The 23,473-nt window shown below is 66.8% G+C and carries 23 protein-coding genes; 12 read left to right on the plus strand and 11 right to left on the minus strand.

Translation table 11 applies throughout. The annotated features are described in order from the left end of the window. Nucleotides 1-7: 7 nt before the first annotated feature. From urtC to QFZ47_RS23790, 6 genes are all read left to right on the plus strand, one after another. Nucleotides 8-1,216, plus strand: coding sequence for an urea ABC transporter permease subunit UrtC (urtC, locus tag QFZ47_RS23765; protein ID WP_307658999.1), 1,209 nt, complete (start codon nt 8-10; stop codon nt 1,214-1,216). A 22-nt stretch (nt 1,217-1,238) separates the two neighbouring features. After that, nucleotides 1,239-1,982, plus strand: coding sequence for an urea ABC transporter ATP-binding protein UrtD (urtD, locus tag QFZ47_RS23770; RefSeq protein WP_307657977.1), 744 nt, complete (start codon nt 1,239-1,241; stop codon nt 1,980-1,982). Nucleotides 1,983-2,322: 340 nt separating this feature from the next. Next, complete coding sequence (urtE, locus tag QFZ47_RS23775) at nt 2,323-3,012, plus strand: urea ABC transporter ATP-binding subunit UrtE (protein WP_307659000.1); 690 nt, start codon at nt 2,323-2,325, stop codon at nt 3,010-3,012. Nucleotides 3,013-3,039: 27 nt separating this feature from the next. Further along, on the plus strand, nt 3,040-4,272 hold the full coding sequence (fmdA, locus tag QFZ47_RS23780) for a formamidase (RefSeq protein ID WP_307657978.1): 1,233 nt from the start codon (nt 3,040-3,042) through the stop codon (nt 4,270-4,272). Nucleotides 4,273-4,283: 11 nt separating this feature from the next. After that, the gene (locus tag QFZ47_RS23785) at nt 4,284-4,631 is read left to right on the plus strand and encodes an FmdB family zinc ribbon protein (RefSeq protein WP_307657979.1); all 348 of its coding nucleotides are present in this window, start codon (nt 4,284-4,286) and stop codon (nt 4,629-4,631) included. 155 nt (nt 4,632-4,786) lie between these two features. Next, entirely contained in the window at nt 4,787-5,137 is a 351-nt protein-coding gene (locus tag QFZ47_RS23790; RefSeq protein ID WP_307657980.1) for an alpha/beta hydrolase, read from the plus strand. Between the two features lie 97 nt (nt 5,138-5,234). Here the strand turns inward: QFZ47_RS23790 and QFZ47_RS23795 are convergent, their stop codons facing one another. The 3 genes from QFZ47_RS23795 to QFZ47_RS23805 form a co-directional block, all read right to left on the minus strand. Beyond that, nucleotides 5,235-7,502, minus strand: a complete 2,268-nt coding sequence (locus QFZ47_RS23795) for a glycoside hydrolase family 3 N-terminal domain-containing protein (protein ID WP_307657981.1) — start codon at nt 7,500-7,502, stop codon at nt 5,235-5,237. Nucleotides 7,503-7,680: 178 nt separating this feature from the next. Next, the gene (locus QFZ47_RS23800; protein WP_307657983.1) at nt 7,681-8,448 is read right to left on the minus strand and encodes a class II aldolase/adducin family protein; all 768 of its coding nucleotides are present in this window, start codon (nt 8,446-8,448) and stop codon (nt 7,681-7,683) included. 23 nt (nt 8,449-8,471) lie between these two features. Beyond that, nucleotides 8,472-9,062 (minus strand): HD domain-containing protein, encoded by a 591-nt coding sequence (locus QFZ47_RS23805; protein WP_307657984.1) that lies wholly within the window; start codon nt 9,060-9,062, stop codon nt 8,472-8,474. Between the two features lie 100 nt (nt 9,063-9,162). Here QFZ47_RS23805 and QFZ47_RS23810 point away from each other — a divergent pair, with 100 nt between their 5' ends. Beyond that, nucleotides 9,163-9,882, plus strand: a complete 720-nt coding sequence (locus QFZ47_RS23810; protein WP_307657985.1) for a Crp/Fnr family transcriptional regulator — start codon at nt 9,163-9,165, stop codon at nt 9,880-9,882. Between the two features lie 4 nt (nt 9,883-9,886). Here QFZ47_RS23810 and QFZ47_RS23815 read toward each other — a convergent pair whose 3' ends face one another. The 7 genes from QFZ47_RS23815 to QFZ47_RS23845 all read right to left on the minus strand — a co-directional run bounded on the left by QFZ47_RS23815 (nt 9,887) and on the right by QFZ47_RS23845 (nt 15,677). After that, a complete protein-coding gene (locus QFZ47_RS23815) occupies nt 9,887-11,044 on the minus strand; it encodes an ABC transporter substrate-binding protein (RefSeq protein ID WP_307657986.1) in 1,158 nt (385 codons plus the stop codon). 103 nt (nt 11,045-11,147) lie between these two features. Beyond that, on the minus strand, nt 11,148-11,900 hold the full coding sequence (trmB, locus tag QFZ47_RS23820) for a tRNA (guanosine(46)-N7)-methyltransferase TrmB (RefSeq protein WP_307657987.1): 753 nt from the start codon (nt 11,898-11,900) through the stop codon (nt 11,148-11,150). Beyond that, the gene (gene gluQRS / locus QFZ47_RS23825) at nt 11,897-12,823 is read right to left on the minus strand and encodes a tRNA glutamyl-Q(34) synthetase GluQRS (protein ID WP_307657988.1); all 927 of its coding nucleotides are present in this window, start codon (nt 12,821-12,823) and stop codon (nt 11,897-11,899) included. The genes trmB and gluQRS overlap by 4 nt, the downstream gene beginning before the upstream one ends. 7 nt (nt 12,824-12,830) lie before the next feature. After that, nucleotides 12,831-13,916, minus strand: coding sequence for an NAD(P)/FAD-dependent oxidoreductase (locus QFZ47_RS23830; protein WP_307657989.1), 1,086 nt, complete (start codon nt 13,914-13,916; stop codon nt 12,831-12,833). 124 nt (nt 13,917-14,040) lie between these two features. Further along, nucleotides 14,041-14,364, minus strand: a complete 324-nt coding sequence (locus QFZ47_RS23835; protein WP_307657990.1) for a type II toxin-antitoxin system RelE/ParE family toxin — start codon at nt 14,362-14,364, stop codon at nt 14,041-14,043. Further along, nucleotides 14,361-14,633 (minus strand): type II toxin-antitoxin system Phd/YefM family antitoxin, encoded by a 273-nt coding sequence (locus QFZ47_RS23840; RefSeq protein WP_307657991.1) that lies wholly within the window; start codon nt 14,631-14,633, stop codon nt 14,361-14,363. Before QFZ47_RS23840 ends, QFZ47_RS23835 begins: the two co-directional genes overlap by 4 nt. 90 nt (nt 14,634-14,723) lie before the next feature. Next, the gene (locus QFZ47_RS23845) at nt 14,724-15,677 is read right to left on the minus strand and encodes a LysR family transcriptional regulator (RefSeq protein WP_307657992.1); all 954 of its coding nucleotides are present in this window, start codon (nt 15,675-15,677) and stop codon (nt 14,724-14,726) included. A gap of 174 nt (nt 15,678-15,851) precedes the next feature. Here QFZ47_RS23845 and QFZ47_RS23850 point away from each other — a divergent pair, with 174 nt between their 5' ends. From QFZ47_RS23850 to QFZ47_RS23865, 4 genes are all read left to right on the plus strand, one after another. Further along, entirely contained in the window at nt 15,852-16,553 is a 702-nt protein-coding gene (locus tag QFZ47_RS23850; protein ID WP_307657993.1) for a pirin family protein, read from the plus strand. A gap of 80 nt (nt 16,554-16,633) precedes the next feature. Next, on the plus strand, nt 16,634-17,068 hold the full coding sequence (locus QFZ47_RS23855) for a DoxX family protein (protein WP_307657994.1): 435 nt from the start codon (nt 16,634-16,636) through the stop codon (nt 17,066-17,068). A 151-nt stretch (nt 17,069-17,219) separates the two neighbouring features. Next, the gene (locus QFZ47_RS23860; protein WP_307657995.1) at nt 17,220-17,771 is read left to right on the plus strand and encodes a flavodoxin family protein; all 552 of its coding nucleotides are present in this window, start codon (nt 17,220-17,222) and stop codon (nt 17,769-17,771) included. A gap of 23 nt (nt 17,772-17,794) precedes the next feature. Then, nucleotides 17,795-18,718 (plus strand): pirin family protein, encoded by a 924-nt coding sequence (locus QFZ47_RS23865; RefSeq protein WP_307657996.1) that lies wholly within the window; start codon nt 17,795-17,797, stop codon nt 18,716-18,718. Nucleotides 18,719-19,091: 373 nt separating this feature from the next. On the opposite strand, the gene QFZ47_RS23870 is transcribed toward QFZ47_RS23865, so the two are convergent. Beyond that, nucleotides 19,092-19,883 carry a sulfurtransferase gene (locus tag QFZ47_RS23870; RefSeq protein WP_307657997.1) on the minus strand — a complete coding sequence of 264 codons (792 nt, stop codon included), beginning with the start codon at nt 19,881-19,883 and terminating at the stop codon, nt 19,092-19,094. Nucleotides 19,884-19,944: 61 nt separating this feature from the next. Here QFZ47_RS23870 and dnaE point away from each other — a divergent pair, with 61 nt between their 5' ends. After that, on the plus strand, nt 19,945-23,463 hold the full coding sequence (dnaE, locus tag QFZ47_RS23875; protein ID WP_307657998.1) for a DNA polymerase III subunit alpha: 3,519 nt from the start codon (nt 19,945-19,947) through the stop codon (nt 23,461-23,463). The last annotated feature ends 10 nt before the right edge of the window (nt 23,464-23,473 follow it).

Here is a 23,473-nt window from a genome sequence, read left to right on the forward strand (position 1 = left end):
TCCGATGATGAATTTCATCAAGGCCTCGATCCTGCGCTACCAGCTCGGGAGCCTCTTGCTGCTGGTGCTGCTGCTGGCGGTGGTGCTGCCGCTGTCGCTCGACATCTTCCGCCTGAACCTCGTGGGCAAGTACCTCAGCTACGCCTTCGTGGCCGTGGGCCTGGTGATGGTGTGGGGCTATGGCGGCGTGCTGAGTCTGGGGCAGGGCGTGTTCTTCGGCATCGGCGGCTATGCGATGGCGATGTTCCTCAAGCTCGAAGCCTCCGACCCCATCACGACCAAGATCCAGTCGACGCCCGGCATTCCGGACTTCATGGACTGGAACCAGATCACCGAACTGCCCGCGCTGTGGCTGCCGTTCAAGAGCCTGCCGCTGAGCCTGGCGCTGGTGGTGCTGGCGCCGATGGCGCTGGCCTGGCTGGTGAGCTTTGCGATGTTCAAGCGCCGCGTGGGCGGCGTGTACTTTGCGATCATCACGCAGGCGGTGGCGCTGATCTGCACCGTGCTCATCATCGGCCAGCAGGGCTACACCGGCGGCGTCAACGGCATGACCGACCTGAAGACGATGCTGGGCTGGGACACGCGCACCGACGGCGCCAAGTACGTTCTCTACTACGTCTGCGTGGGCCTCTTGATCGCGAGCATCGTGCTGTGCCGCTGGATCCAGACCAGCAAGCTCGGCACGCTGCTGCTGGCCATGCGCGACAAGGAAGACCGCGTGCGCTTTTCAGGCTATGACGTATCGAATTTCAAGGTCTTCATCTTCTGCCTGGCGGCCGGGCTCTCGGGCATTGGCGGTGCGATGTTCGCGCTGCAGGTGGGCTTCATGTCGCCGAGCTTCGTGGGCATCGTTCCTTCGATCGAGATGGTGATCTTCTGCGCCGTGGGAGGCCGCATGAGCCTGGTGGGCGCGGTGTATGGCGCGCTGCTGGTGAATGCGGGCAAGACGCTGTTCTCGGAGAGTTTTCCGGACCTGTGGCTGTTCCTGATGGCGGGGCTTTTCATCGGCGTGACCATGGCCTTCCCGATGGGGCTGGCGGGCCTGTGGGACGAAAAGATCCGGCCCTGGTGGAAGGAACGCCGCAAGGCGCTGCGCGAGGCGGCGGTGAAGCCGCTGGCGTCCACTGCAACACCACCGCCCGCGCCGGCTTCTCCTTCCGCATCGCCGTCGCCCGAGCCGCAGTTGCCCGAAGGCGTCGGCAGCCAGCGCGCATGACTGAACCCGGAGCTATCACCTCATGAGCAATACCGACTTCGCCCTTGCGGTGGAAGACCTCAGCGTTTCTTTCGACGGCTTCAAGGCCATCGACGACCTCACGCTCTACATCGACAGGAACGAGCTGCGCGTGATCATCGGCCCCAACGGCGCCGGCAAGACCACGCTGCTCGACCTGATCTGCGGCAAGACGAAGGCCAGCGCCGGCAGCATCAAGTTCAAGAACACCGAGCTCACGAAGATGGCCGAACACAAGCGCGTGCGGCTGGGCATCGGGCGCAAGTTCCAGACGCCGTCGATCTACGAGAACCTCAGCGTGTTCCAGAACCTCGAGGTGTCGTTCCCCAAGGGCCGCTCGGTGCTCGGCGCGCTGGCGTTCAAGTGCGACGACGAGGTCAAGGCCAAGGTGCAGGCGGTGGCCGATGACATCGGCCTGGCCGACAAGCTTCGCACCGAAGCGGGCCTGTTGAGCCATGGCCAGAAGCAGTGGCTGGAGATCGGCATGCTGCTGATGCAGGAGCCCGAGCTGCTGATGCTCGACGAGCCCATCGCAGGCATGAGCGCGCGAGAACGCGAGCTCACGGCCGACCTGCTCAAGCGCATCTGCCGGAACCGCGCGGTGATCGTCATCGAGCACGACATGGCGTTCGTGAAGCAGATCGCGCACAAGGTCACGGTGATGCACCAGGGAAAGATCCTGGCCGAGGGGCCGATGGAGAAGGTGCAGGCGGATCCCAAAGTCATCGACGTCTACCTGGGGCACTGATGAAGCGTCGCGTTCTGTTTGTCGTTGTTCGTTCAGGGCGCGCTCCCGCCGACGGGGTACCTTGCTCCGCGAATGTCCCCCGGCCTGCGGCCTCCTCCTTTATTTCGCTGCGCAAGGCACCCCATCGACGGGAGCGTTGGACCGAGCGGTGGTTGATCAGAGGTTCACCAGCAGCGTGCCCTTGTGCACAGGGCATCGGGTGCTCCCCGCAGCGAAATAAAGGAGGAGGCCGAAGGCCGGGGGACATTCGCGGAGGGGAGTACCCGGTGGCCTGTGCACGCGCCCTGGACGGCAGCGCCCTGAACAAGAGCATTCGAGGAACCACCCAATGAGCAACATCATGCTGAAGGTCGAAGACCTGCACGTCGCCTACGGCCAGAGCGAAGCCCTGCACGGCATCTCGTTCGAGGGGCATGCCAACGAAACAATAGCCATCATGGGCCGCAACGGCATGGGAAAGACCACGCTGTTCAAGAGCCTCATGGGCGTGCTTCCCATCAAGAGTGGGCGTATCGAAGTGGCGGGCCAGGACGTGTCGCGCGACGAGAGCTTTCGCCGCGTCGCCAAGGGCATCGCCTACGTGCCGCAGGGCCGGATGATTTTTCCGACGCTGACCGTGGAGGAAAACATCCAGACCGGCCTCGAAAACTCCAACACCCGCCGCATCCCCGAAGAAATCTACGCACTGTTCCCCGTGCTCTGGGACATGAAGCGCCGCAAGGGCGGAAACCTCTCCGGCGGCCAGCAGCAACAGCTTGCCATTGCGCGCGCGCTCGTCACCGATCCCAAGGTGCTGCTGCTCGACGAACCCACCGAAGGTATCCAGCCTTCGATCATCAAGGACATCGCCAAGGCGCTCAACGAGATCCGCAAGCTGCGCGGCATCACCATCGTCGTGTCCGAACAGGTGCTGAGCTTCGCGCTCGACGTGGCCGACCGGCTCTTCGTGATCGAGGGCGGGCGCCTGGTGCACGAGACCGCGCGCGACAAGACCGACGTCGACCACATCAAGGCCTATCTCTCCGTTTAACCACCAACCCACCAGGAGCCACCGCAAATGACGGACACGCTGATCAAGGTCGACCTGACCAAGCCGCCCACCGAGAACGAGTTGATCCACAACCGCTGGCATCCGGACATTCCGATGGCCTGCTGGGTCAACCCGGGTGACGACTTCATCCTCGAGACCTTCGACTGGACCGGCGGCTTCATCAAGAACAACGACAGCGCCGACGATGTGCGCGACATCGACCTGAGCACCGTGCACTACCTCTCGGGCCCCGTGGGTGTGAAGGGCGCCGAGCCGGGCGACCTGCTGGTGGTGGACCTGCTCGACATCGGCGCCAAGCAGGACAGCCTCTGGGGCTTCAACGGCTTCTTCTCGAAGAAGAATGGCGGCGGCTTTTTGACCGACCACTTTCCCGAAGCGCAGAAATCCATCTGGGACTTCAAGGGCATGTTCACCAGCTCGCGCCACATCCCGGGCGTGAACTTCGCCGGCCTGATCCACCCCGGCCTGATCGGCTGCCTGCCCGACAAGCCGATGCTCGACATGTGGAACGAGCGCGAAGGCAAGCTCATCGCCACCGACCCGGACCGCGTGCCCGGCCTGGCCAACCCGCCGTTCGCCGGCACCGCGCACATGGGCAAGATGACCGGCGAAGCGCGCGCCAAGGCGGCGGCCGAAGGTGCGCGCACCGTGCCGCCGCGCGAGCACGGCGGCAACTGCGACATCAAGGACCTGTCGCGCGGCTCGAAGGTGTTCTTCCCGGTGTATGTCGACGGCGCGGGCCTCAGCGTGGGCGACCTGCATTTCAGCCAAGGCGACGGCGAAATCACTTTCTGCGGCGCCATCGAGATGGCTGGCTGGGTGCACATGAAGGTCACGCTCATCAAGGGCGGCATGGCCAAGTACGGCATCAAGAACCCGATCTTCAAGCCGAGCGTGATCACGCCGCAGTACAACGACTATCTGATCTTCGAAGGCATCTCGGTCGACGAATCGGGAAAGCAGCATTACCTCGACGTGAACGTGGCCTATCGCCAGGCGTGCCTGAACGCCATCGAGTACCTGAAGAAGTTCGGCTACTCGGGCGCGCAGGCCTATTCGATCCTGGGCACGGCGCCCGTGCAGGGCCACATCAGCGGCGTGGTCGACGTGCCCAACTCCTGCGCCACGCTCTGGCTGCCCACGCAGATCTTCGACTTCGACATCAACCCGAACGCGGCCGGTCCGATGAAGATGATCGACGGCAGCATCGACATGCCGCTCTCGCACGACCTGGCCTGAGGGACGCGCCCATGCCCACCTACGACTACGCCTGCGGCCAATGCGGCGGCTTCGAGGCGCTGCGGCCTTCGGGCCAGCGCGACGAGCCGGCCGCGTGCCCCGACTGCGCCTCTGCATCGCCGCGCGTACTTTCGGCCGCGCCGCGGCTCGCGCTGATGGCCTCGGGCACGCGCCGCGCGATGGAGGCCAACGAGCGCGCGCGGCACGCGCCGGGCAGTTCGCGCGACTACGCGCGCTTCAAGCATCCGGCGGGCTGCGGCTGCTGCGCGGGTTCATCGTCGCGGCGAAGCGCGACAGTCACGGCGGCGAACGGCGCCAAGTCGGCGCCGTCGAAGCGGCCCTGGATGATTTCGCATTAACGCACTCATGCCGGGCTAACAATCCGCAGCGAGCACGGGCCGGCGCCGGCCCGATTGTTTCAATCCCGTGAACGCCGCGATTCCGTTTGCGGCGGTTTTTTTGGGGCCTTCAGGATCACACTTCATTTCACCAACCAACCCATCAGGAGATTGAAATGAATGCCTCGAAAGTCCTCGCTGCTGCTGCCCTCTCGCTTCTGGCTGCTGCCGGTGCGCACGCAGAAACCTATGAAGGTGTGCTGACCGTGAACTCCGGCGTTTCGCGCGCCGAAGTCGCGCCGCAAGCCGTTGCCGCCGCTCGCGCCGGCAACGAATACGGCGATGGTGCCAGCGCCGGTGCGCAAACCTTCACCTCGACCGCCGACCGCGCGACCATCCAGGCCGAAGCCGTCGCCAAGGCCCACGATCCGTTCGCCAGCCTCGACCGCCGCGCGTTCTACCGCGACGAAGTGCCGCAAGCCTACAAGAAGCCCAGCGTGTCGTTCACGCGCCAAGCCGGGCTCTAAGCCGATCGTTCCCCGATCGACGCAATGAAGAACAACGGGCCCTCGACGGGCCCGTTTTTCCGTTGCCGCCGAAAGCTGGCGGATCGCCCATTGCGCATCACTCCCGCGTGAGCGCGAAGCTCTTCCTGATGCCGCCCGCGGCCGAAGGCGCCACCCACAGATCGAACTCCCCCGGCTCGACCGTCGGCTTCATGTCGCGGCCGATGAACTGCAGGTCGTCCGCGCGCAGCGTGAATTCGACCACCTTCGACGCGCCGGGTGCGATGCGCACCTTGCGGAAGTTCTTGAGTTCGCGCACCGGCCGCGTCACGCTTGCGGCGCGTTCGGCGGCATAGAGCTGCACCACTTCCTCGGCCTCGCGCTGGCCGGTGTTGGTGACGGTGGCGCGCACGCGCAGGGTGCCGCCCAGCGGCAGCCGGTCCTGGCTCAGTTCCACGCTGTCGTAGCGCACCGGCGCATAGCCGATGCCGTAGCCGAAGGGGTAGAGCGCCTGGTTCGTGGTGTCGACGTAGCGGGTCTTGAATGCCTTGGCCTGGTCGTTGTCGGGCAGCGGCCGGCCGGTGCGCTTCTGGCCGTAGTAGAAGGGCACCTGCCCGGACGTTTGCGGAAAGCTCACCGGCAGCCGGCCCGAGGGATTGAAGTCGCCGAACACCACATCGGCGATGGCCGTGCCGGTCTGCACGCCGAGAAACCAGGTGACGAGGATGGCGTCGGCATTGCGCACCGCGCCCCTGAGTGCCATCGCGCGGCCGTTGCTCAGCAGCACGACCACCGGCTTGCCGGTGGCGGCCACGGCCTCGGCCAGGTCCTGCTGGGCCTGCGGAATGCCGATGTCGGTGCGCGAGCGCGCTTCGCCCGACATGCGCTCGCTCTCGCCGATGGCGAGCACCACCACGTCGGCATCGCGCGCGGCGGCCACGGCGGCCTCGATGCCACCGGCCAGCGGCGCATCGATGCCCGAGCCGGGCACCACCGCCAGGGCGGCGGGGTCGCGCAGCGCGGCGCGCAGTCCTTCGTCGATGCCGACCGGCGCCGACTGGCCCGGGAACAGGCTCCACGCGCCGAGCAGGTCTCGCGTGCCCGAGGCGAAGGGACCGATCAGCGCGATCTTCCGGCCCGACTTGGGCAGCGGCAGCACTGCGCGCTCGTTTCTCAGCATCACGATGGAGCGCCGTGCGTCTTCGCGCGCGAGCGCGATGTGCTCGGGGTTGTCGGCCCGGGGCTGCGCCGGTGCGGCGTCGAGTCCGCGAAGCGGCTGGTCGAACAGGCCGAGCTTCTGCTTGACCCACAGGACGCGGCGCACCGCATCGTCGAGACGCGCCATCGGCACTTCACCCGAGGCCACGAGTTCGGGCAGGTAGCGCATGTACAGGCCGCTCTGCATGCTGACGTCGGTGCCGGCCAGGAAAGACTGCTTGGCCGCCTGCCGGCCGTTGGACGCATAGCCGTGCGCGATCAGTTCTTCGTCGGCCGTGTAGTCGGACACCACGAAGCCCTTGAACTTCCATTCGTCGCGCAGCACGCCCGTCAGCAGCGCCGGGTTGGCAATCGATGGAATGCCGGAGATCTCGTTGAAGGCGCTCATGACCGAGAGCGCGCCCGCGTCCAGCGCGGCGCGGAACGGCGGCAGGTAGACCTGGCGCAGCGTGCGCTCGGAGATGTCGGTGGCGGCGTAGTCGAGCCCGCCCTCCGCGGCACCGTAGGCCGCGAAATGCTTGGGCGTGGCCAAGAGCGAATCGGCGCGCGAGAGGTCGCTGCCCTGGAAGCCGCGCACGCGCGCGGCCGCGAACTGGTTGGCCAGGTACACGTCTTCGCCCGCGCCCTCGATGCCGCGGCCCCAGCGCGCGTCGCGTGCAATGTCCACCATCGGCGCGAAGGTCCAGCGAAAGCCGTCGGCGCTGGCTTCCACCGCGGCTGCGCGCGCGGTGCGCTCGGCAAGTTCGGGCTCCCAGCTCGCGGCCTCGGCCAGCGGCATCGGAAAGATGGTGCGAAAGCCATGGATCACGTCGGCGCCATAGAGCAGCGGAATGCCCAGGCGCGATTCGCGCACGGCCACTTCCTGCAGCACCCGCTTGCGTTCCAGCCCTTCGTTGTTGAACAGGCCGGTCACGCGGCCGGCGCGCACGTCGTCGATCTCTTGCTGCCCATTGCGCTGGGCGGCCTGCGGGTTGCCGGGGATGTTGGTGTCGGCGGGGCCGTAGAGGCTGAGCTGGCCCACCTTCTCCTCGACCGTCATGCGGGCGACGAGCGACTCGATGCGGGCATCCGCGACCTCGGCGGCGGCTGGGACTGCGACACAGGCGGGGGTGAGGAGACAGAAGGCCAGGCCCAGCAGGGCCGCCATGGCGGGGATTCGAACGTGCATGGCCCGCCATTCTCACGCCAAAGCGAGGCCGCGCGGCGCGGTCGGTCTTTGGAGCTGTTACACCCGGTTCAACAGTGGGCGCCGGGCCCACGCTCACACCGCGCAGATAAAAAAATGGCTGCCGGCGCCCGTCGCGCAGGCACTGGCAGCCGTGGAAAGCGGAATCGGCGCGTGTTGCCTATTGCCTGTAGCTGTCGTCGATGCGGTCGAGCTTGCGGATCAGCGAGGGCCAGACGAACTGCCCGCCCAGGCCACCGGTCTGCACCTTCATCGCCTGGCCCACGCCTTCGACGATCCTGGGGTTCACCTGCGTGAGTTCGCCGCCGCCCGACTGGGCCGCGATCTGGATCTGGCAGGTGTTCTCGAAGGTGTACATCGAAAGGAAGGCGTCGGCAATGGTCTTGCCGCAGGTGAGCAGGCCGTGGTTGCGCAGCATCAGGAAATTGGCGTTGCCCATATCGGCCTGCAGGCGCGGCTTCTCGTCGTCGCGGAAGGCCACGCCTTCGTAATCATGGTAGGCCAGCGAAGCCAGCACGAAGGTCGACTGCTGGCTGATGGGCAGCACGCCGTTCTTCTGCGCGCTCACGGCGATGCCGGCCCTGGTGTGGGTGTGCAGCACGCACTGGATGTCTTCGCGCGCCGCATGCACCGCGCTGTGGATCACGAAGCCGGCCGGGTTCACGGCATAGGGCGACTCGATGATCTTGTTGCATTGCTGGTCGACCTTGACCAGGCTCGATGCGGTGATCTCGTCGAACATCAGGCCGTAAGGGTTGATCAGGAAGTGGTGCTCGGGTCCGGGGATGCGCGCGCTGATGTGCGTGAAGACCAGGTCGCTCCAGCCGTAGAGCGCCACCAGGCGATAGCACGCGGCAAGGTCGACGCGCAGCTGCCACTCCTCGGCGGAGACGAGCTTCTGGATTTCGGATGGGGAGTTTGCGTTCATGGCGAGTGGTTTCCTTGTGGGGGTCAGGCCGCGGCAGGTTCCTTCATGGCGGCCTTGTAGATGCTCTGCTTCGGCTGCGCCATCAGGCGCTGCAGCATGGGTTCGAATTCGCTGATGGGCAGCGTCTCGGCCGTGGGGTCGAACGCGGGGTTGTCGTAGAGCGCGCAGAACTCGGCTGTGCGCTCGTAGTGCGGATGGCCCTTGAAGCCGTCGCGCATGTCGCGGTCCAGGCCGATGTGATGAAAGAAGTAGTGGCCCTGGAAGATGCCGTGGTGCTGCACCATCCAGTGGTTGGCCTCGCTCACGAAGGGCTTCAGGATGGCCGCGGCAATGTCGGGATGGTTGAAGCTGCCGAGCGTGTCGCCGATGTCGTGCAGGAGCGCGCACACCACGTATTCCTCGTCGCGCCCGTCGCGCAGCGCGCGCGTGGCGGTCTGCAGCGAATGGGTGTAGCGGTCGACCGGAAAGCCGCCGTAGTCGCCTTCGAGGATCTGCAGGTGCCTGATCACGCGCGCGGGCAGGCCGCCCGCGAACTGCCTGAACTCGCCGCCGATCAGTTGCCAGTCCTCGCGCGTGCTCTCCTGCATGCGCCTGAAACCTGCGCGTTCGCTCATCGTGTTGTCTCCGTGTTCCTGGGGGAGCGGCCACTGTAGACCCGGGCTTGACGTTCAACTGTCAAGAATTTGACAATGCAAGGCTCTGGTAAACCCCCGCATGCCTCCTCCCAAGCCGCGTCTTTCCGCCCCGCACCGCGCTGCGGTGGAGCTCAATCCATGGTTCACCAGCATGCCGCGCGCGCAGCGCGAAGCACTGCTGGGCGCGGGCGAACTCATTCACGTGCGGCGCGGCGCGATGGTGTTCCGCCAGGGCGATCCGATCCACGCCGCGGGCGGCGGCTTCTATGGCCTCCTGGCCGGCACGATCAAGATCTCGTCGCTGCGGCAGGACGGGCGCGAGGCCATCCTCGCGGTGCTCGAACCCGGCAACTGGTTCGGCGAGATCACGTTGATCGACGGCTCGCCGCGCACGCACGATGCCACCGCGCTGGAGGCGCTCGACCTGCTCGTGGTGCCGCCGGAAGCCTTTGCCCGGCAGATGCGCGACGTGGTCTTTGCCAACGCCATCGCGGCCATGCTGGCCGCCCGCGTGCGCATGCTCTACGGCCTGACCGAAGACGCCACGCTGCGCAGCTTGCGTGCGCGTGTGGCGCATCGGCTGCTGGTGCTGGCGCGCGGCGACGCCACGCAGTCGGTGCACCTGCGCCGCACGCTGATGCTGCCGCAGGAGGCGCTGGCCATGATGCTCGGCGTCACGCGCCAGACGCTCTCGAAGGAGCTCAATGCGCTGGCGGGCGAGGGGGTGGTCGCGCTGGGCTACGGGCGCATCGAGCTGCTGTCTCTCGATGCCTTGCAGGCGCTGGTGAGTACCGGGTAGCGCCTCAGCGCAGCACGCGACCGTCGGCCGAGATGCTGATCAGGTCGATGTTGCGCGAGGCATCGCGCAGGCCCGGGCGCAGGTTGACGCGGAAGCCGCCCACGTCGTAGTCGGTCATCGCCGTCATCACGCGCTGCAGGCTCGCGGTCGTGAAGCCGCGGCCGGCGCGGCGCACCGCCTCGCCCACCACCTTGGCCGCGATGAAGCCTTCGAGGCCTTCGTACGAGGGCGTCTGGTCGGAGTTGTCGACCGCGGCGCGGTACTCCTTGACGATCGGAATGGCCGAGGGGCGCGGCGACGGCACCACCTGCGAGATCACGATGCCGCCGATGTCCTTGCCCAGCTCGGCATAGAGCGGATCGATGCCCACAATCGAGAAGGCCATGAAGCTGCCGCTGTAGCCGCTCTTGCGCAGCTTGCGGATCGCGTTGGCCGTGGTGCCCGAGAGCGACACCAGCACGATGGCCTGCGGCGCCTGCTGCTGCACCGTCTTCAGCGCCGTGTCGAGCTTGTCGCCGCCCGCTGGAACCATGGCCGTGGCCACCAGCGCCGGCAGCTTCAGCTCCTTGATGGCCTGCTGCACGGCGGCCAGGCCGGCGCGGCCCATGGCGTCGTCGTCGGCCACCAGCGCGATGCGCGTCTGCCCCACGGTCGCGCACTGGCGCACGATCTTCAGCGCCTCGTCGATCATGCCGGGACGCACGTGGAACACATGGGGATGGCTCGCCTCGCGCAGTGCGTCGGCGGCGGCAAAGGGTGCGAACAACAGGCTGCCCTGCTGCGCGGCCACGTTCGCTCCAGCATCGCTGCTGGCGGTGCCCACGAAGCCGAACAGCATGTCGGCCTTGTCGGTGCCCAGCAGGGTGCGGGCGTTGGCTGCGGCCCGCGCCGCGTCGTAGCCGTCGTCGAGCTGCAGCAGCTTGAGCTGCAGGCCGCTGGCGGCATTGCGCTCGTTGAAGTCGCCCACCGCGAGCCGGCTGCCGGCTGCGAACGCCAGGCCGATCTCGCTGGCCGCGCCCGTCAGCGGCACCGACTGGCCCAGCAGGACCACGCGGGCGCCCGCCGCACGGTTCGATTGCGAAAGCGCCGGAAGATGAACACCGCCGCCCAGCAGCAGCGCCCCGCACGCCTTGCCCAGCCATTCCCTGCGAGAACTGTCCATGGCTCACCTTTTTTAACAGTAGTAAAAAAGTGTAGCAAGTTCGGTGCCCATGGGGAAGGCGGCGGCACGGAGGCCGCGCCGCCGGCCTGCTGGAGGAGCGGCCTCAGGCGCGCCGGAACACCAGGTCCCAGACCCCGTGGCCCAGCTTGATGCCGCGGTTCTCGAACTTGGTGAGCGGCCGGTATTCGGGCTTGGGTGCATAGCCTTCGGCCGTGTTGCGCACCAGCGGTTCGGCGGACAGCACCTCGAGCATCTGCTCGGCGTAGGGCTGCCAGTCGGTTGCGCAGTGGATGTAGCCACCCGGGCGCAGGTGCCCGGCGAGTTTTTTCACGAACTCGGGCTGGATCAGGCGGCGCTTGTTGTGGCGCTTCTTGTGCCACGGATCGGGGAAGAACACATGCACGCCCGCAAGCGTGCCGGGCAGCAGCATGTGGTCGAGCACGTCGACCGCATCGTGCGCGCAGATGCGGATGTTGGTGATCGACTGCTCGCCGATGCGCTTGAGCAGCGCGCCCACGCCGGGCTCGTGCACTTCGCAGCAGAGAAAGTTGGTCTCGGGCAGCACCGTGGCGATGTGCGCGGTGGCCTCGCCCATGCCAAAGCCGATCTCGAGCACGGTGGGCGCGGCGCGGCCGCCGAAAGCGGCGGTCAAGTCGAGCGGCTCGGGCTTGTAGGGGATGAGGAACAGCGGGCCCAGTTCGGCAAAGGCGCGGGCCTGGCCGTCGGTGGTGCGGCCGGCGCGCTTCACGAAGCTCTTGAGGCGGCGGTGCAGCGGATGCGGTTTGTCGGCGGCCGCGTCGTCGTTGTCGTCGTCGCTGGGCGGAAGGTCGTGGGGCACGGTGTCGGGAAAGGTCATTGCGGCCGCGAATTGTAGAGATCGCGCCATTCGGGCACCCAGCCGGCCAATGCGGCCGCGCAGGAAGCGGCCGTGGCGGCACGCAATCCGAGAACGCACGCGGCCGCGTCGAGCGCGACCAGGGCGGCTTCGGGCGTGGCAGTGTCGATGGCGGTGGCGCCGTTCTGCTTGGAGAGCTTGTCGCCGTCGGCGCCGCGCACCAGCGGCGTGTGCAGGTAGCTGGGCGTCGGCAGGCCGAGCGCGCGCTGCAGCAGGATCTGGCGCGCGGTGTTGTCGGCGAGGTCTTCGCCGCGCACCACGTCGGTCACGCCCTGTTCCGCGTCGTCGACCACCACCGCGAGCTGATAGGCCCACGGGCCGTCGGCGCGGCGCAGCACGAAGTCGCCGACCTCGCGGCCGACGTCCTGGCATTGGCGGCCGAGGCGGCGGTCGGTCCAGCAGAGTTCGCCGCGTGCCAATGCCGGCTGGGTGGCTTCGAACTTCTCGGCGGCGAAGCGCCAGGCGCGTGCGGGCTTGCCATGGAGTCCGTCGCGGCAGGTGCCCGGATAGACCCGCTCGCCATGGCGCGTGTGCGGACGGCCGAGCCGTGCCAGCGCCTCGTCGATGTCCTTGCGCGAACAGCCGCAGGGGTAGGCCAGGCCGAGGGCCTGCAGCTTTGCCAGCGCCGCTTCGTAGCGCGCAGTGCGCTGCGTCTGCCACACCGGCGCTTCGTCGGGCAGCAGCCCGCAATCGGTCAGCTGCCGGAGGATGTGCTCGCCCATGCCGGGCAGGCAGCGCTCGGTGTCGGCGTCCTCGATGCGGATCAGCCAGCGTGCCTTGGGGCCGCGCGCGCGCACGTCGAGCCAGCTTGCGAGCGCGGCCACCAGCGAGCCAGCATGCAGCGGGCCGGTGGGCGAGGGCGCGAAACGGCCGGTCGCACGCATGCGCGGATCAGATCACTGCGAGCGCCAGCGAAAGGCCCGAGAGAAACGCGTCTTCGACCCGATGGCCGGTGCACCAGTCGCCGGCCACGCCAATGCGCGCCTTGGCGTCCCACAGGTGGCTTTTGCCGACCGGAACCTGGGTCTGGGCTTCGTTCCAGCAGCGCGCCTGGGCGTGCGTGGGCGCGGCATGGATGCCGGTGATCTCGGCAAAGGCGCGCAGCAGCTTGGCTTCGACGCGCGGGGCGTCGTCGCGCAGGTGCTCCTGCGACCAGGCGGCGCTGGCCTGCAGCGTCCAGCGCTCGACGCGTTCGCGGCCGGGCTTGGACGACTCGCGCGCGAGCCATGCCACGCGGTGGTGGGTGCTGCGCGCCGCATTCCATTGCGGGCCCAGATGCGACATGTTGGCCTGGTTGGCCTGCGGGAAGGCGATCATCAGCGTCCAGCAGGGCGCGATGCGCACCGGCTCGATCTTCTGGCTGATGGACGCGGAAAGCTTGCCGTCGCCCAGCAGCACGCGCGTGCGCGAGGGCGGCACGGCCAGCAGCACGGCGTCGAAGCCCGAGTACACGTGCTGCGAATCGTCTTCGCCCGCAGTGCGCAACTGCCAGCGCTTGGGGTCGAGCGCGTCGGCCTCGATCTGCGTGACTTGCGTGTCGAACACGAGGCTGTCGCCCAGCGGCGCGGCCCAGTGCGCCACCAGGGCATCCATGCCGGGTTGCGCCACCCAGTGCGATTCGCGCCCGGGCAATGCGGCCTCGGCCACGCGGCCATGCGCATCGAGCACGCGCACGAGGTTGGCGCTCCAGGGGCGGCAGAGGTTGGGCGTGGCTTCCAGTGCCAGCGCAAAGCGCGGATCGCGCACGGTGAAGTACTGCGCGCCGCTGTCGAAGCGGCCGAAGGCAGTGTCGACGCTTGCCATGCGCCCGCCGGGTGCGGCATCGCGTTCGAACACCGTGACCTTGTGGCCGGCCTGCACCAGCGTGCGCGCGCAGGCCACGCCGGCAATGCCGGCGCCGACGACGGCGTAGTGGCGTGGAGCGGCGGGGGTTGTTCGGTGGCGTACGGCGGGCTTGGCGGTTGCGCGAGTGGTCATGGCGGATTCTTTTCTTTTCGAGGGAGATGCGGATGGATGTGTCCGGACTCTACAACGGTCCGCCGGCCTGCTCCCCGCGCACCTTGCTGCGAATGGATTCCGAGCCGGAAGCTTGTTGCGCCTGTCACCTCGGGCCGGTCATGCGCCGCATGAGCAGGTTCTTCAAGTCACGCCGCGTGTCGCAGACCACGTGGATGTAGATCGTGTCCTCGCGCACCTCGTAGATGATGCGGTTCAAGCCCGAGATGACCTGCCGGTATTGGCCGATGTCCAGGCTTTCGAGCTCGCCCGGAATCCTGCCTGCATGCGGGTGGGCCGCAATGATCGCGATCGAGTCCTTGATTTTTCCGTAGCTGGCCGCCCATGTGCCGGTGCCGAAGTTCTTCACGATGTAGCGCCGCAAGTCCATCAGATCGGCCTCGGCAGACCGCAGGAACACGACCTTCACTGTGCGTCTTCGTCGTCCAGCCTGGCAAGGACTTCCGCCGCGGCGCGGAACTGGCCTTGCTCGATCTCGCGATGGCCGAGGGAAAGGATCTTCAGCAGGGCCAGTGTCTCCTCCTGCTCTTCATAAGAGCGGACATCCATGACCACGAGCTTGGCTTCGCCGTTTTGCGTGATCACCATCGGCTCACGGTTTTCGGAGATCGTTTTGACAATGTCGGCGGCGTGGCTCTTGAGATAACTGATGGGTTTGACTTGGGTGGAGAACTTCATGGGCCACTTCCTGAATTTTTTGAACTGATCGGGTCGGACTGATTTTGGACTGAATTTGGTTCGGATGGCAACCCTGGGGGATATGACGCCTCACCGCCCCCGATGCCGCTCCAGCAGCGCCCGCCGCGTGCCCTCGTGCTCGAACTGCGCGAGCCACCATTCGAGTGCGCGGCCCGGTCCGCCTGCGCTGCGCACGCGCCATGCGCAGTGCATGGTGCCGAGCGGCGCCTGGCGCTCGGTTCTGAGCTCGACGAGGTGGCCCGCCTCGATGTAGGGCCGCGCCATCGGCTCGGGCAGGAAACCGCCGCCCAGCCCATGCAGCTGTGCCGCGATCTTGGCCTGCATGCTCGGCACCGTGAGCACGTCCTGTCCGCCGATGAGGTTCACGGTCATGCTCGGCCCGCTGCGCACCGAGTCGGCCGCGGCCACCGCACGGTGCTGGCGCAGCACGTCGTCGCTCAGCGGCTCGCGCAGGCGCGCGAGCGGATGGTGCGGCGCCACCGCATAGACGAAGCGCAGCTCGCCGATCGGCCGGCTGCGGATGCCGGTGGCCGTGAAGGCCAGGCTCGCGGCATCGAGCACCGCGCCGATGGCCAGGTCGGCCTCGCCGCTGGTCAGTGCCTCGATGGTGCCGAGCAGCGTTTCGTCGCGCAGCTTGAGCCGCGTGGGCGGATCGAGCGCGAAGAAGGCGGTGGCCAGGTCGAGCAGCGGATCGCGCGCGATCACGCTGTCGACCGCAATGGTCAACATCGGCTCCCAGCCGGTGGCCACGCGCTTGACGCGGTTGGCCACCGCATCGATCTCGCTCAGAAGCCGCGCCGCCTCGCGCAGCAGCTCGGCGCCGGCCTCGGTGATGCGGGCCTGGCGCGCGCTGCGGTCGAACAGCAGCACGTCGAGCGCGTCCTCGATCTGGCGCACGCGGTAGCTGAGCGCGCTGGGCACCAGGTTGAGCGCGCGCGCCGCGCCGGCAAAGCTGCCGGTGCTGGCCACGGTCTGCAGCATGGCGAGGGCCTCGGGGGTCAATACGTCTCTGGCGCTGGGCATGGCGGCTCCCACTGGATCGTTCGATCGATCAAAAAATTTGAATGATGCCATCAAAACCAGGCGCTTTTGCAGTGGGGGTGCGGACCTAAAGTTCTTCACATCCGCTGCGCATCCGGCGCGGCATACGAAGAAGGCCCGAGCATCCCCTCGGGGAAGGGCCGAAGGAGTCTGACGATGTTGCAAGTCCGTAAATCACAGGAACGCGGTTATGCCGACCATGGCTGGCTGCGCTCGTTCCACAGCTTTTCCTTTGCCGGCTACTACGATCCGGCCTACATGGGTTTCGGCAACCTGCGAGTGATCAACGAAGACCGCGTGGCCGCGGGCGCCGGCTTCGGCACCCATGGCCACAAGGACATGGAGATCATCAGCTACGTGCTCTCGGGCGAACTGGCGCACAAGGACAGCATGGGCAACGTGGAGTCCATTCCACCGGGCGACGTGCAGCGCATGAGCGCGGGCCGCGGCGTGATGCACAGCGAGTTCAACCACAAGGCCGACGAGACCACGCACTTCCTGCAGATCTGGATCGAGCCGAACGTGCGCGGCATTGCGCCCGGCTACGAGCAAAAGCAGTTCAGCGACGCCGAGAAGCGCGGCAAGCTGCGCCTGGTGGCCTCGCCCGACGGTGCCGACGGTTCGGTGACGGTGCATGCCGATGCGCGCCTGTTCGCAGGCCTGCTCGATGGCGACGAAACCGCCAGCCTGGCGCTCGATCCCAAGCGCAAGAGCTACGTGCACCTGGTGCGCGGCGAACTCGAAGTGAATGGCCAGAAGCTCGCGGGCGGCGACGCCGCGATGCTCGAAGGCGAATCGCAGCTCACGCTCGGCGCCGGCAAGGATGCCGAAGTGCTGGTGTTCGACCTGGCCGCCTGATCGACCATGCCGGGCGCATGCCGCCCGGCTTTCCTTTTCTCTTGTCCCTTTCCCTTTCAACAATCGAGGAGTTTTCAACCATGGCAACCGCAACCCTGAGCACCACCACCGACACCTCCAACGCAGCCCAGGACACGCTGGCCCTCGTCGGCCGCATCCTGATCGCGTACCTGTTCATTCCCGCAGGCATCGGAAAGCTCATGGGCTTTTCGGGCACCGTGGGCTACATCAACTCGGTGGGCCTGCCGCTGCCGGAAGTGGGCGCCGCGATCGCCGTCCTGGTCGAACTCGTCCTTGGCATTGCGCTGCTGGTGGGCTTCAAGACCCGCTGGACCGCCATCCTCATGGCAGTCTTCACTGTGGCCACCGCGCTGTTCTTCCACAAGTACTGGTCGGCGCCCGATGCAATGAAAATGATGCAGCAGATCAACTTCAACAAGAACATCGCGATTGCCGGCGGCCTGCTCGCCTTTGCTGCCTTCGGCCCCGGCCGCTTCAGCATCGATAAGAAATAGGCTTTCCCCCAGGCTGCGCGCACTTCGTGTCGCTTCGCCCACCCCCTCGCCGGGGGCAACACCAGAGGCCCGGCAAAGCCGGTTCCTCGGTGTTTCACGAAAAAATACCTCGGCACCACCGATCATTGCTTCTACTCAGGAGAATCATCCAATGGCAGACATCGTTGTCGTCTTTCATTCCGGCTACGGCCACACCCAGCGCGTGGCGCAAGCCGTGGCCGATGGTGCGGGTGCGCGGCTGCTCGCCATCGACGCCGATGGCAACCTGCCCGAAGGCGGCTGGGAGACGCTGGCCGCGGCCGACGCGATCATCTTCGGCTCGCCGACCTACATGGGCGGCGTGAGCTGGCAGTTCAAGAAGTTCGCCGATGCGTCGTCGAAGGTCTGGTACACGCAGGGCTGGAAGGACAAGCTCTTCGCGGGCTTCACCAACAGCGCCACCATGAACGGCGACAAGGTCACGGCCATGACCTACCTGTGGACGCTTGCGATGCAGCACAGCGGCATCTGGGTCAGCATGGGCATCCTGCCGACCAACAACAAGGCCGCCACGCGCGATTCGTTGAACTACGTGGGCGGCTACGGCGGCCTGCTGACGCAGTCGCCTTCGGATGCGAGCCCGGCCGAGATGTTCAAGGGCGACTTCGACACGGCGCGCGCTTTCGGCGAGCGCGTTGCCGCAGTGGCAAGATTGCGGGGCTAGAACCGCCACTCACGGAGCACACGATGACCGACACCACCGCCCACACCCAACTGCTTCAACCGCACGACAAGGACCTGGGCGGCGGCTTCAAGGTGCGGCGCCTGCTGCCTGCGGCGCAGCGCCGTTCGGTCGGGCCTTTCGTGTTCTTCGACCACTTCGGTCCGGCCACCGAGCAGCCTGGCACGGAGCACGACGTGCGGCCGCATCCGCACATCGGCCTCTCTACGGTCACCTATCTTTTCGAGGGCGCGATGATGCATCGCGACAGCCTCGGCAGCGTGCAGGAGATCCTGCCCGGCGCCATCAACTGGATGACCGCGGGGCGCGGCATCGTGCACTCCGAGCGCAAGCCCGAGCGCCTCAAGGCCGACACTTACGTGAACCACGGCCTGCAGCTCTGGGCCGCCTTGCCGCAGGCGCACGAAGAAACCCAGCCGAGCTTCGAGCACACGCCGGCCAGTGCCATTCCCGAGGTGGTGGAGCAGGGCGTGGCGGTGCGCGTGCTGGTGGGCGAGGCCTTTGGCGTGCGCTCGCCGGTGAAGACACTGTCGCAGACGATCTACCTCGACATCGCATTGCCCGCGGGCGGCCGCTTCGAGTTGCCCGCGCTGGCGCCCGAGCTGGCCGTCTATGTCGTCGATGCGGATGCGCGCGTCAATGGTGAAACGATCCCCGCGCACACGATGGCTGTGCTGCCCGACGGCCAGGGCGCGGTGCTGGCTTCCGACACTGCCGCGCGCCTGATGGTGATCGGCGGAGAGACGCTCGACGGCCCGCGCTACATCACCTGGAATTTCGTTTCGAGCCGGCGCGAACGGATCCTCGAAGCGGGCTCCGACTGGGCCGCGCAACGCATGGGGCATGTGTCTGGCGAGACCGAATTCATTCCTCTGCCCGGCAAGCCCTTTGGCGTGCGCGAGCCTGACGTCGGAACGACGCCTGTCTGATCTGTTCGTGTACCGGGTAGGTTTGTTCAGGGCGCGTGCACAGGCCACCGGGTACTCCCCTCCGCGAATGTCCCCCGCCTTCGGCTCCTCCTTTATTTCGCTGCGGGGAGCACCCGATGCCCTGTGCACCTGGGCACGCTATCGGTGTACCGCTGATCAACAACTGCTCCGAATAACGATCACGCCGATGGGGTGCCTTGCGCAGCGAAATCAAGGGGGAGGCCGCAGGCCGGAGGACATTCGCGGAGCAAGGTACCCCGTCGGCGTGATCGTGCCCTGAACATTTATGCCGAGTAGCTCACGCCAACCAGCAGCAGCGCGCACAGGCCAGTGAAGGTGCCGCTGATCGGCCTGGAGCATCGGCGGCCGCCGGCTATTTCTTCAGCCCGCTGCTCAGCTCGATGTCTTCCGACGCGCGCGCACTGGCGTCGGCTGCGCGCGCGCTCAGGTCGGGCGCCAGGGCGCGCCGGCCGTCGAACACGAAGCAGTCGCCGTGGTAGTGCGCGCCGCCGACCTGCTCGAAGTATTTGAGGATGCCGCCCTCGAGCTGCAGCACGTTCTCGATGCCTTCTTCGCGCATCAGGATCGCGGCTTTCTCGCAGCGGATGCCGCCGGTGCAGAAGCTCACCACGGTCTTGCCCACGAAATCGGCGCGGTGCTCTTTCAGCGCGGGCGGGAACTCGGTGAACTTGGTGATGCGCCAGTCGATCGCGCCGTCGAAGCTGCCTTCGTCGACCTCGAAGTCGTTGCGCGTGTCGAGCAGCGCGATTTCCCGGCCCTCGTCGTCATGGCCCTGGTCGAGCCAGCGCTTGAGCGTGGGCGCATCCACGCCGGGCGCCCGGCCTGCCGCCGGCTGGATGGCCGGGTGGTCCATGCGGATGATCTCGCGCTTCTGCTTCACCAGCATGCGGCGGAAGGGCTGCGCGGCGGACCAGCTTTCCTTGGTTTCGAGGTCGGCGAAGCGGGCATCGGCGCGCAGATGGGCCACGAAGCTGCGGATGGCGTCGGGTACGCCCGCCAGGAACAGGTTGATGCCCTCGGGCGCCAGCAGGATCGTGCCCATGAGGCCCAGGGCTTGGGCGCGCTCGCGCAGCTCTTCGCGCAGCACGGGGCTGTCGTCTATGGCCACGAATTTATAGGCCGCGATATTCAAAATCTCTTGCACGGGGCGCAATTGTAGGGATCGCCACCCCACATCGTGGAGTGCGGCTTTCTACAATGGAAGGATGTTTGTTCACCTGCGCCTGCACACCGAGTTTTCCGTCGTCGACGGCACCAACCGCATCGACGAAGTCGTCAAGGCCGCCGCTGCCGACAAGCAGCCCGCACTGGCCATCACCGACCTGAACAACCTGTTCGGGGCGGTCAAGTTCTACAAGCAGGCGCGAAGCAAGGGCGTCAAGCCCGTCATCGGCGCCGAAATCTTCATCGAGGGGCTGGGCAAGGAGCCCGGCGTGCTCACGCGCATCGGGCTGCTGGTGCAGAACATGGAGGGCTACCTCCATCTGTCCGAACTGCTGGCACGCGCCTGGACGCAGAACGTGGGCCGGGGCCAGTCGCAGGCAGCCTGCAAGCTCGAATGGCTCGAAGAGCTGCAGGGCGGGCTGATCGCGCTTTCGGGCGCGCAGGCGGGACCATTGGGCGTGCCGCTGCTGCAAGGGCAGGAAGAACGCGCCGCCGAACTGGCGCTGAAACTGGCGGGCATGTTCCCGCACCGCTTCTACATCGAGCTGCAGCGCGCGGGCCGCCCCGAGGACGAGCCGCATGTGATTGCCGCCGTGAAGCTTGCAGCCCGGCTGCGCCTGCCCGTGGTCGCGACGCACCCGGTGCAGTTTGCCGAGCGCCAGGACTACGAGGCGCACGAGGCGCGCGTCTGCATCTCGGAAGGCGAAATCCTCGGCAACCCGCGCCGCATACGCAAGTTCACCGAAGAGCAGTACTTCAAGTCGAGCGCCCAGATGCAGGCGCTCTTTGCCGATGTGCCGAGCGCGCTGGCCAACACGGTCGAGATCGCCAAGCGCTGCAACCTCACGCTGGTGCTCGGCAAGCCGCAGCTGCCCGACTTTCCGACGCCCTTCGTCAGCGAAGGCGTGCGCATGCCGATCGACGAGTTCTTCCGCCAGGAGTCGTTCACGGGCCTGGAAGAACGCCTGGCGCACCTCTATCCCGATCCGGCCAGGCGCGATGCCGAGCGGCCGCGTTATGTCGAGCGGCTCGAGTTCGAGATCAACACGATCCTGAACATGGGCTTCCCCGGCTACTTCCTGATCGTGGGCGACTTCATCAAGTGGGCCAAGAACAATGGCTGCCCGGTGGGCCCGGGCCGGGGCTCGGGCGCGGGCTCGCTGGTGGCCTATGCACTGAAGATCACCGACCTCGATCCGCTCGAATACAAGCTGCTGTTCGAACGCTTCCTGAACCCCGAGCGCGTCTCGATGCCCGACTTCGACATCGACTTCTGCCAGGGCAACCGCGACCGCGTGATCGACTACGTCAAGGACAAGTACGGCCGCGACGCCGTGAGCCAGATCGCCACCTTCGGAACGATGGCCGCGCGCGCCGCCATCCGCGACGTGGGGCGCGTGCTCGACATGAGCTACATGTTCTGCGACGGCATCAGCAAGCTCATTCCCAACAAGCCGGGCCAGCCCGTCACGATCCAGTACCCGCCGAACCCCAAGGTGGAGGGCGACAAGAACAACTACGCCATCGAGATGGAGCCGCAGCTCGCGGCGCGCATCGAGAAGGAAGAAGAAGTGCGCATGCTGGTCGAGCTGGCGCAGAAGCTCGAAGGCATGACCCGCAACATCGGCATGCACGCGGGCGGCGTGCTGATTGCGCCCGGCAAGCTCACCGACTTCTGCCCGCTCTACCAGCAGCCCGGCAGCGACTCGGCCGTGAGCCAGTACGACAAGGACGACGTGGAGGCGATCGGCCTCGTGAAGTTCGACTTCCTGGGCTTGGCCACGCTCACCATCCTCGAGATTGCGAAAGAGTTCATCGTCAAGCGCCACAAGGGCCAGGAGAACTTCGCGTACGAGAACATCTTGCTCGACGACCGCGAGACCTACAAGCTGTTCTCCGAAGGCAAGACCGAAGCGGTGTTCCAGTTCGAAAGCCGCGGCATGCAGGGCATGCTGAAGGATGCGCGGCCAACGCGGCTCGAAGACCTGATCGCGCTCAATGCGCTCTACCGTCCAGGTCCGATGGACCTGATCCCGAGCTTCGTGGCGCGCAAGCACGGCCGCGAAGAGGTGGAGTACCCGCACCCGGCCGTGGCCGAGATGCTCTCCGAAACCTACGGGATCATGGTCTACCAGGAGCAGGTGATGCAGACCGCGCAGATCCTGGGCGGCTACTCGCTCGGCGGCGCCGACCTGCTGCGCCGCGCCATGGGCAAGAAAAAGCTCGAGGAGATGGCCGAGCACCGCGAGAAATTCCGCGCGGGCGCGCTCTCGACACATGGCATCCCGCAGGACAAGGCCGACGAGATCTTCGACCTGATGGAGAAGTTCGCGGGCTACGGCTTCAACAAGTCGCACGCCGCCGCCTACTCGCTGCTGGCGTACCACACGGGGTGGCTCAAGGTCCACTACACGGCCGAGTTCTTCTGCGCCAACATGACCGTGGAAATGGACGACACCGACAAGCTCAAGGTGTTGTTCGAAGACGCGCAGAAGAATTTCGGCATCACTTTCGAGCCGCCGGACGTGAACCGCGGCAACTACCGCTTCGAGCCCGTCACCGACAAGGTGATCCGCTATGGCCTGGGGGCCGTCAAGGGCACGGGCCAGCTCGCGGTCGAGGCCGTGGTGCGGGCGCGGGAAGAGGGCGGGCCGTTCAAGAGCCTGTTCGACTTCTGCGTGCGCATCGACCGCCAGCGCATCAACAAGCGCACGGTCGAGGCGCTCATCAAGGCTGGCGCCTTCGATGCGATCCAGCAGAACCGCGCCTCGCTCATTGCCTCGGTCGACCGCGCCTTCGAGTTCGCATCGGCCACCGAGGCCAATGCGGCGCAGGTCGACATCTTCGGCGACAGCGAGCACGGCTCGGCCACGCAGGAGCCCGAACTGGTGGACGCCACGCCCTGGGGCGTGAAGGAGCGGCTCACCTTCGAGAAGACGGCCGTGGGCTTCTATCTCTCGGGCCACCTGTTCGACGAGGTGGCGCACGAGGTGCGGCGCTTCTGCAAGCGCGAGATCGGCGACCTGATGGACACGCGCGACCAGCAGGTGATCGCGGGCATCGTGAGCGATTTCCGCGTGATCAACGGCCAGCGCGGGCGCCTGGCGATCTTCAAGCTCGACGACAAGTCCGACGCCATCGACGCCACCGCCGACGAGGCGCTGATCAACGCGAACCGCAACACCTTGAAGGACGACGAACTGGTGATCGTGAGCGGCCGGCTCCAGCCGGGCCGCGGCGGCTTCGAAGCGCGCTTTCAGGTGCAGCAAGTGTGGGACCTGGCCACCGCGCGCTGCCGCTTCGGAAAATTCCTGCGGGTGGCCGTCAACGGCAAGGCGCCCGACATCGCGCGCCTGGTGAAAGACTTTCCGCCGCGCACCGAGCAGAGCGAGCACGGCGATCTGGTGCAGGGGCTGCCGGTGCGCCTGTCGATGGCGCGCGGCGGTGCGCAGGTCGAACTGCAGCTGGGCGAGCGCGCCAGGTTCTTCCCGACCGACGCCGCGCTCGCCAGCTGGACGGCGCAGGCGGAGGCGGGCAAGGCCTCGGTGATCTACGAGTGAAACGAATGAG

The sequence above is a fragment of the Variovorax paradoxus genome, assembly GCF_030815975.1.
GTDB lineage: Bacteria > Pseudomonadota > Gammaproteobacteria > Burkholderiales > Burkholderiaceae_C > Variovorax > Variovorax paradoxus_N.

Excerpts from the sequence above, each read along its gene's own strand:
- QFZ47_RS23860 (WP_307657995.1), top strand. The coding sequence starts at position 17,220 with ATGGCAGACATCGTTGTCGTCTTTCATTCCGGCTACGGCCACACCCAG.
- urtD (WP_307657977.1), top strand. The coding sequence starts at position 1,239 with ATGAGCAATACCGACTTCGCCCTTGCGGTGGAAGACCTCAGCGTTTCT.
- QFZ47_RS23850 (WP_307657993.1), top strand. The coding sequence starts at position 15,852 with ATGTTGCAAGTCCGTAAATCACAGGAACGCGGTTATGCCGACCATGGC.
- urtC (WP_307658999.1), top strand. The coding sequence starts at position 8 with ATGAATTTCATCAAGGCCTCGATCCTGCGCTACCAGCTCGGGAGCCTC.
- QFZ47_RS23810 (WP_307657985.1), top strand. The coding sequence starts at position 9,163 with ATGCCTCCTCCCAAGCCGCGTCTTTCCGCCCCGCACCGCGCTGCGGTG.
- QFZ47_RS23855 (WP_307657994.1), top strand. The coding sequence starts at position 16,634 with ATGGCAACCGCAACCCTGAGCACCACCACCGACACCTCCAACGCAGCC.
- QFZ47_RS23815 (WP_307657986.1), bottom strand. The coding sequence starts at position 11,044 with ATGGACAGTTCTCGCAGGGAATGGCTGGGCAAGGCGTGCGGGGCGCTG.
- QFZ47_RS23865 (WP_307657996.1), top strand. The coding sequence starts at position 17,795 with ATGACCGACACCACCGCCCACACCCAACTGCTTCAACCGCACGACAAG.
- gluQRS (WP_307657988.1), bottom strand. The coding sequence starts at position 12,823 with ATGCGTGCGACCGGCCGTTTCGCGCCCTCGCCCACCGGCCCGCTGCAT.
- QFZ47_RS23845 (WP_307657992.1), bottom strand. The coding sequence starts at position 15,677 with ATGCCCAGCGCCAGAGACGTATTGACCCCCGAGGCCCTCGCCATGCTG.
- QFZ47_RS23840 (WP_307657991.1), bottom strand. The coding sequence starts at position 14,633 with ATGAAGTTCTCCACCCAAGTCAAACCCATCAGTTATCTCAAGAGCCAC.
- QFZ47_RS23790 (WP_307657980.1), top strand. The coding sequence starts at position 4,787 with ATGAATGCCTCGAAAGTCCTCGCTGCTGCTGCCCTCTCGCTTCTGGCT.
- QFZ47_RS23795 (WP_307657981.1), bottom strand. The coding sequence starts at position 7,502 with ATGCACGTTCGAATCCCCGCCATGGCGGCCCTGCTGGGCCTGGCCTTC.
- fmdA (WP_307657978.1), top strand. The coding sequence starts at position 3,040 with ATGACGGACACGCTGATCAAGGTCGACCTGACCAAGCCGCCCACCGAG.
- QFZ47_RS23785 (WP_307657979.1), top strand. The coding sequence starts at position 4,284 with ATGCCCACCTACGACTACGCCTGCGGCCAATGCGGCGGCTTCGAGGCG.
- dnaE (WP_307657998.1), top strand. The coding sequence starts at position 19,945 with ATGTTTGTTCACCTGCGCCTGCACACCGAGTTTTCCGTCGTCGACGGC.
- QFZ47_RS23805 (WP_307657984.1), bottom strand. The coding sequence starts at position 9,062 with ATGAGCGAACGCGCAGGTTTCAGGCGCATGCAGGAGAGCACGCGCGAG.
- urtE (WP_307659000.1), top strand. The coding sequence starts at position 2,323 with ATGCTGAAGGTCGAAGACCTGCACGTCGCCTACGGCCAGAGCGAAGCC.
- QFZ47_RS23830 (WP_307657989.1), bottom strand. The coding sequence starts at position 13,916 with ATGACCACTCGCGCAACCGCCAAGCCCGCCGTACGCCACCGAACAACC.
- trmB (WP_307657987.1), bottom strand. The coding sequence starts at position 11,900 with ATGACCTTTCCCGACACCGTGCCCCACGACCTTCCGCCCAGCGACGAC.
- QFZ47_RS23800 (WP_307657983.1), bottom strand. The coding sequence starts at position 8,448 with ATGAACGCAAACTCCCCATCCGAAATCCAGAAGCTCGTCTCCGCCGAG.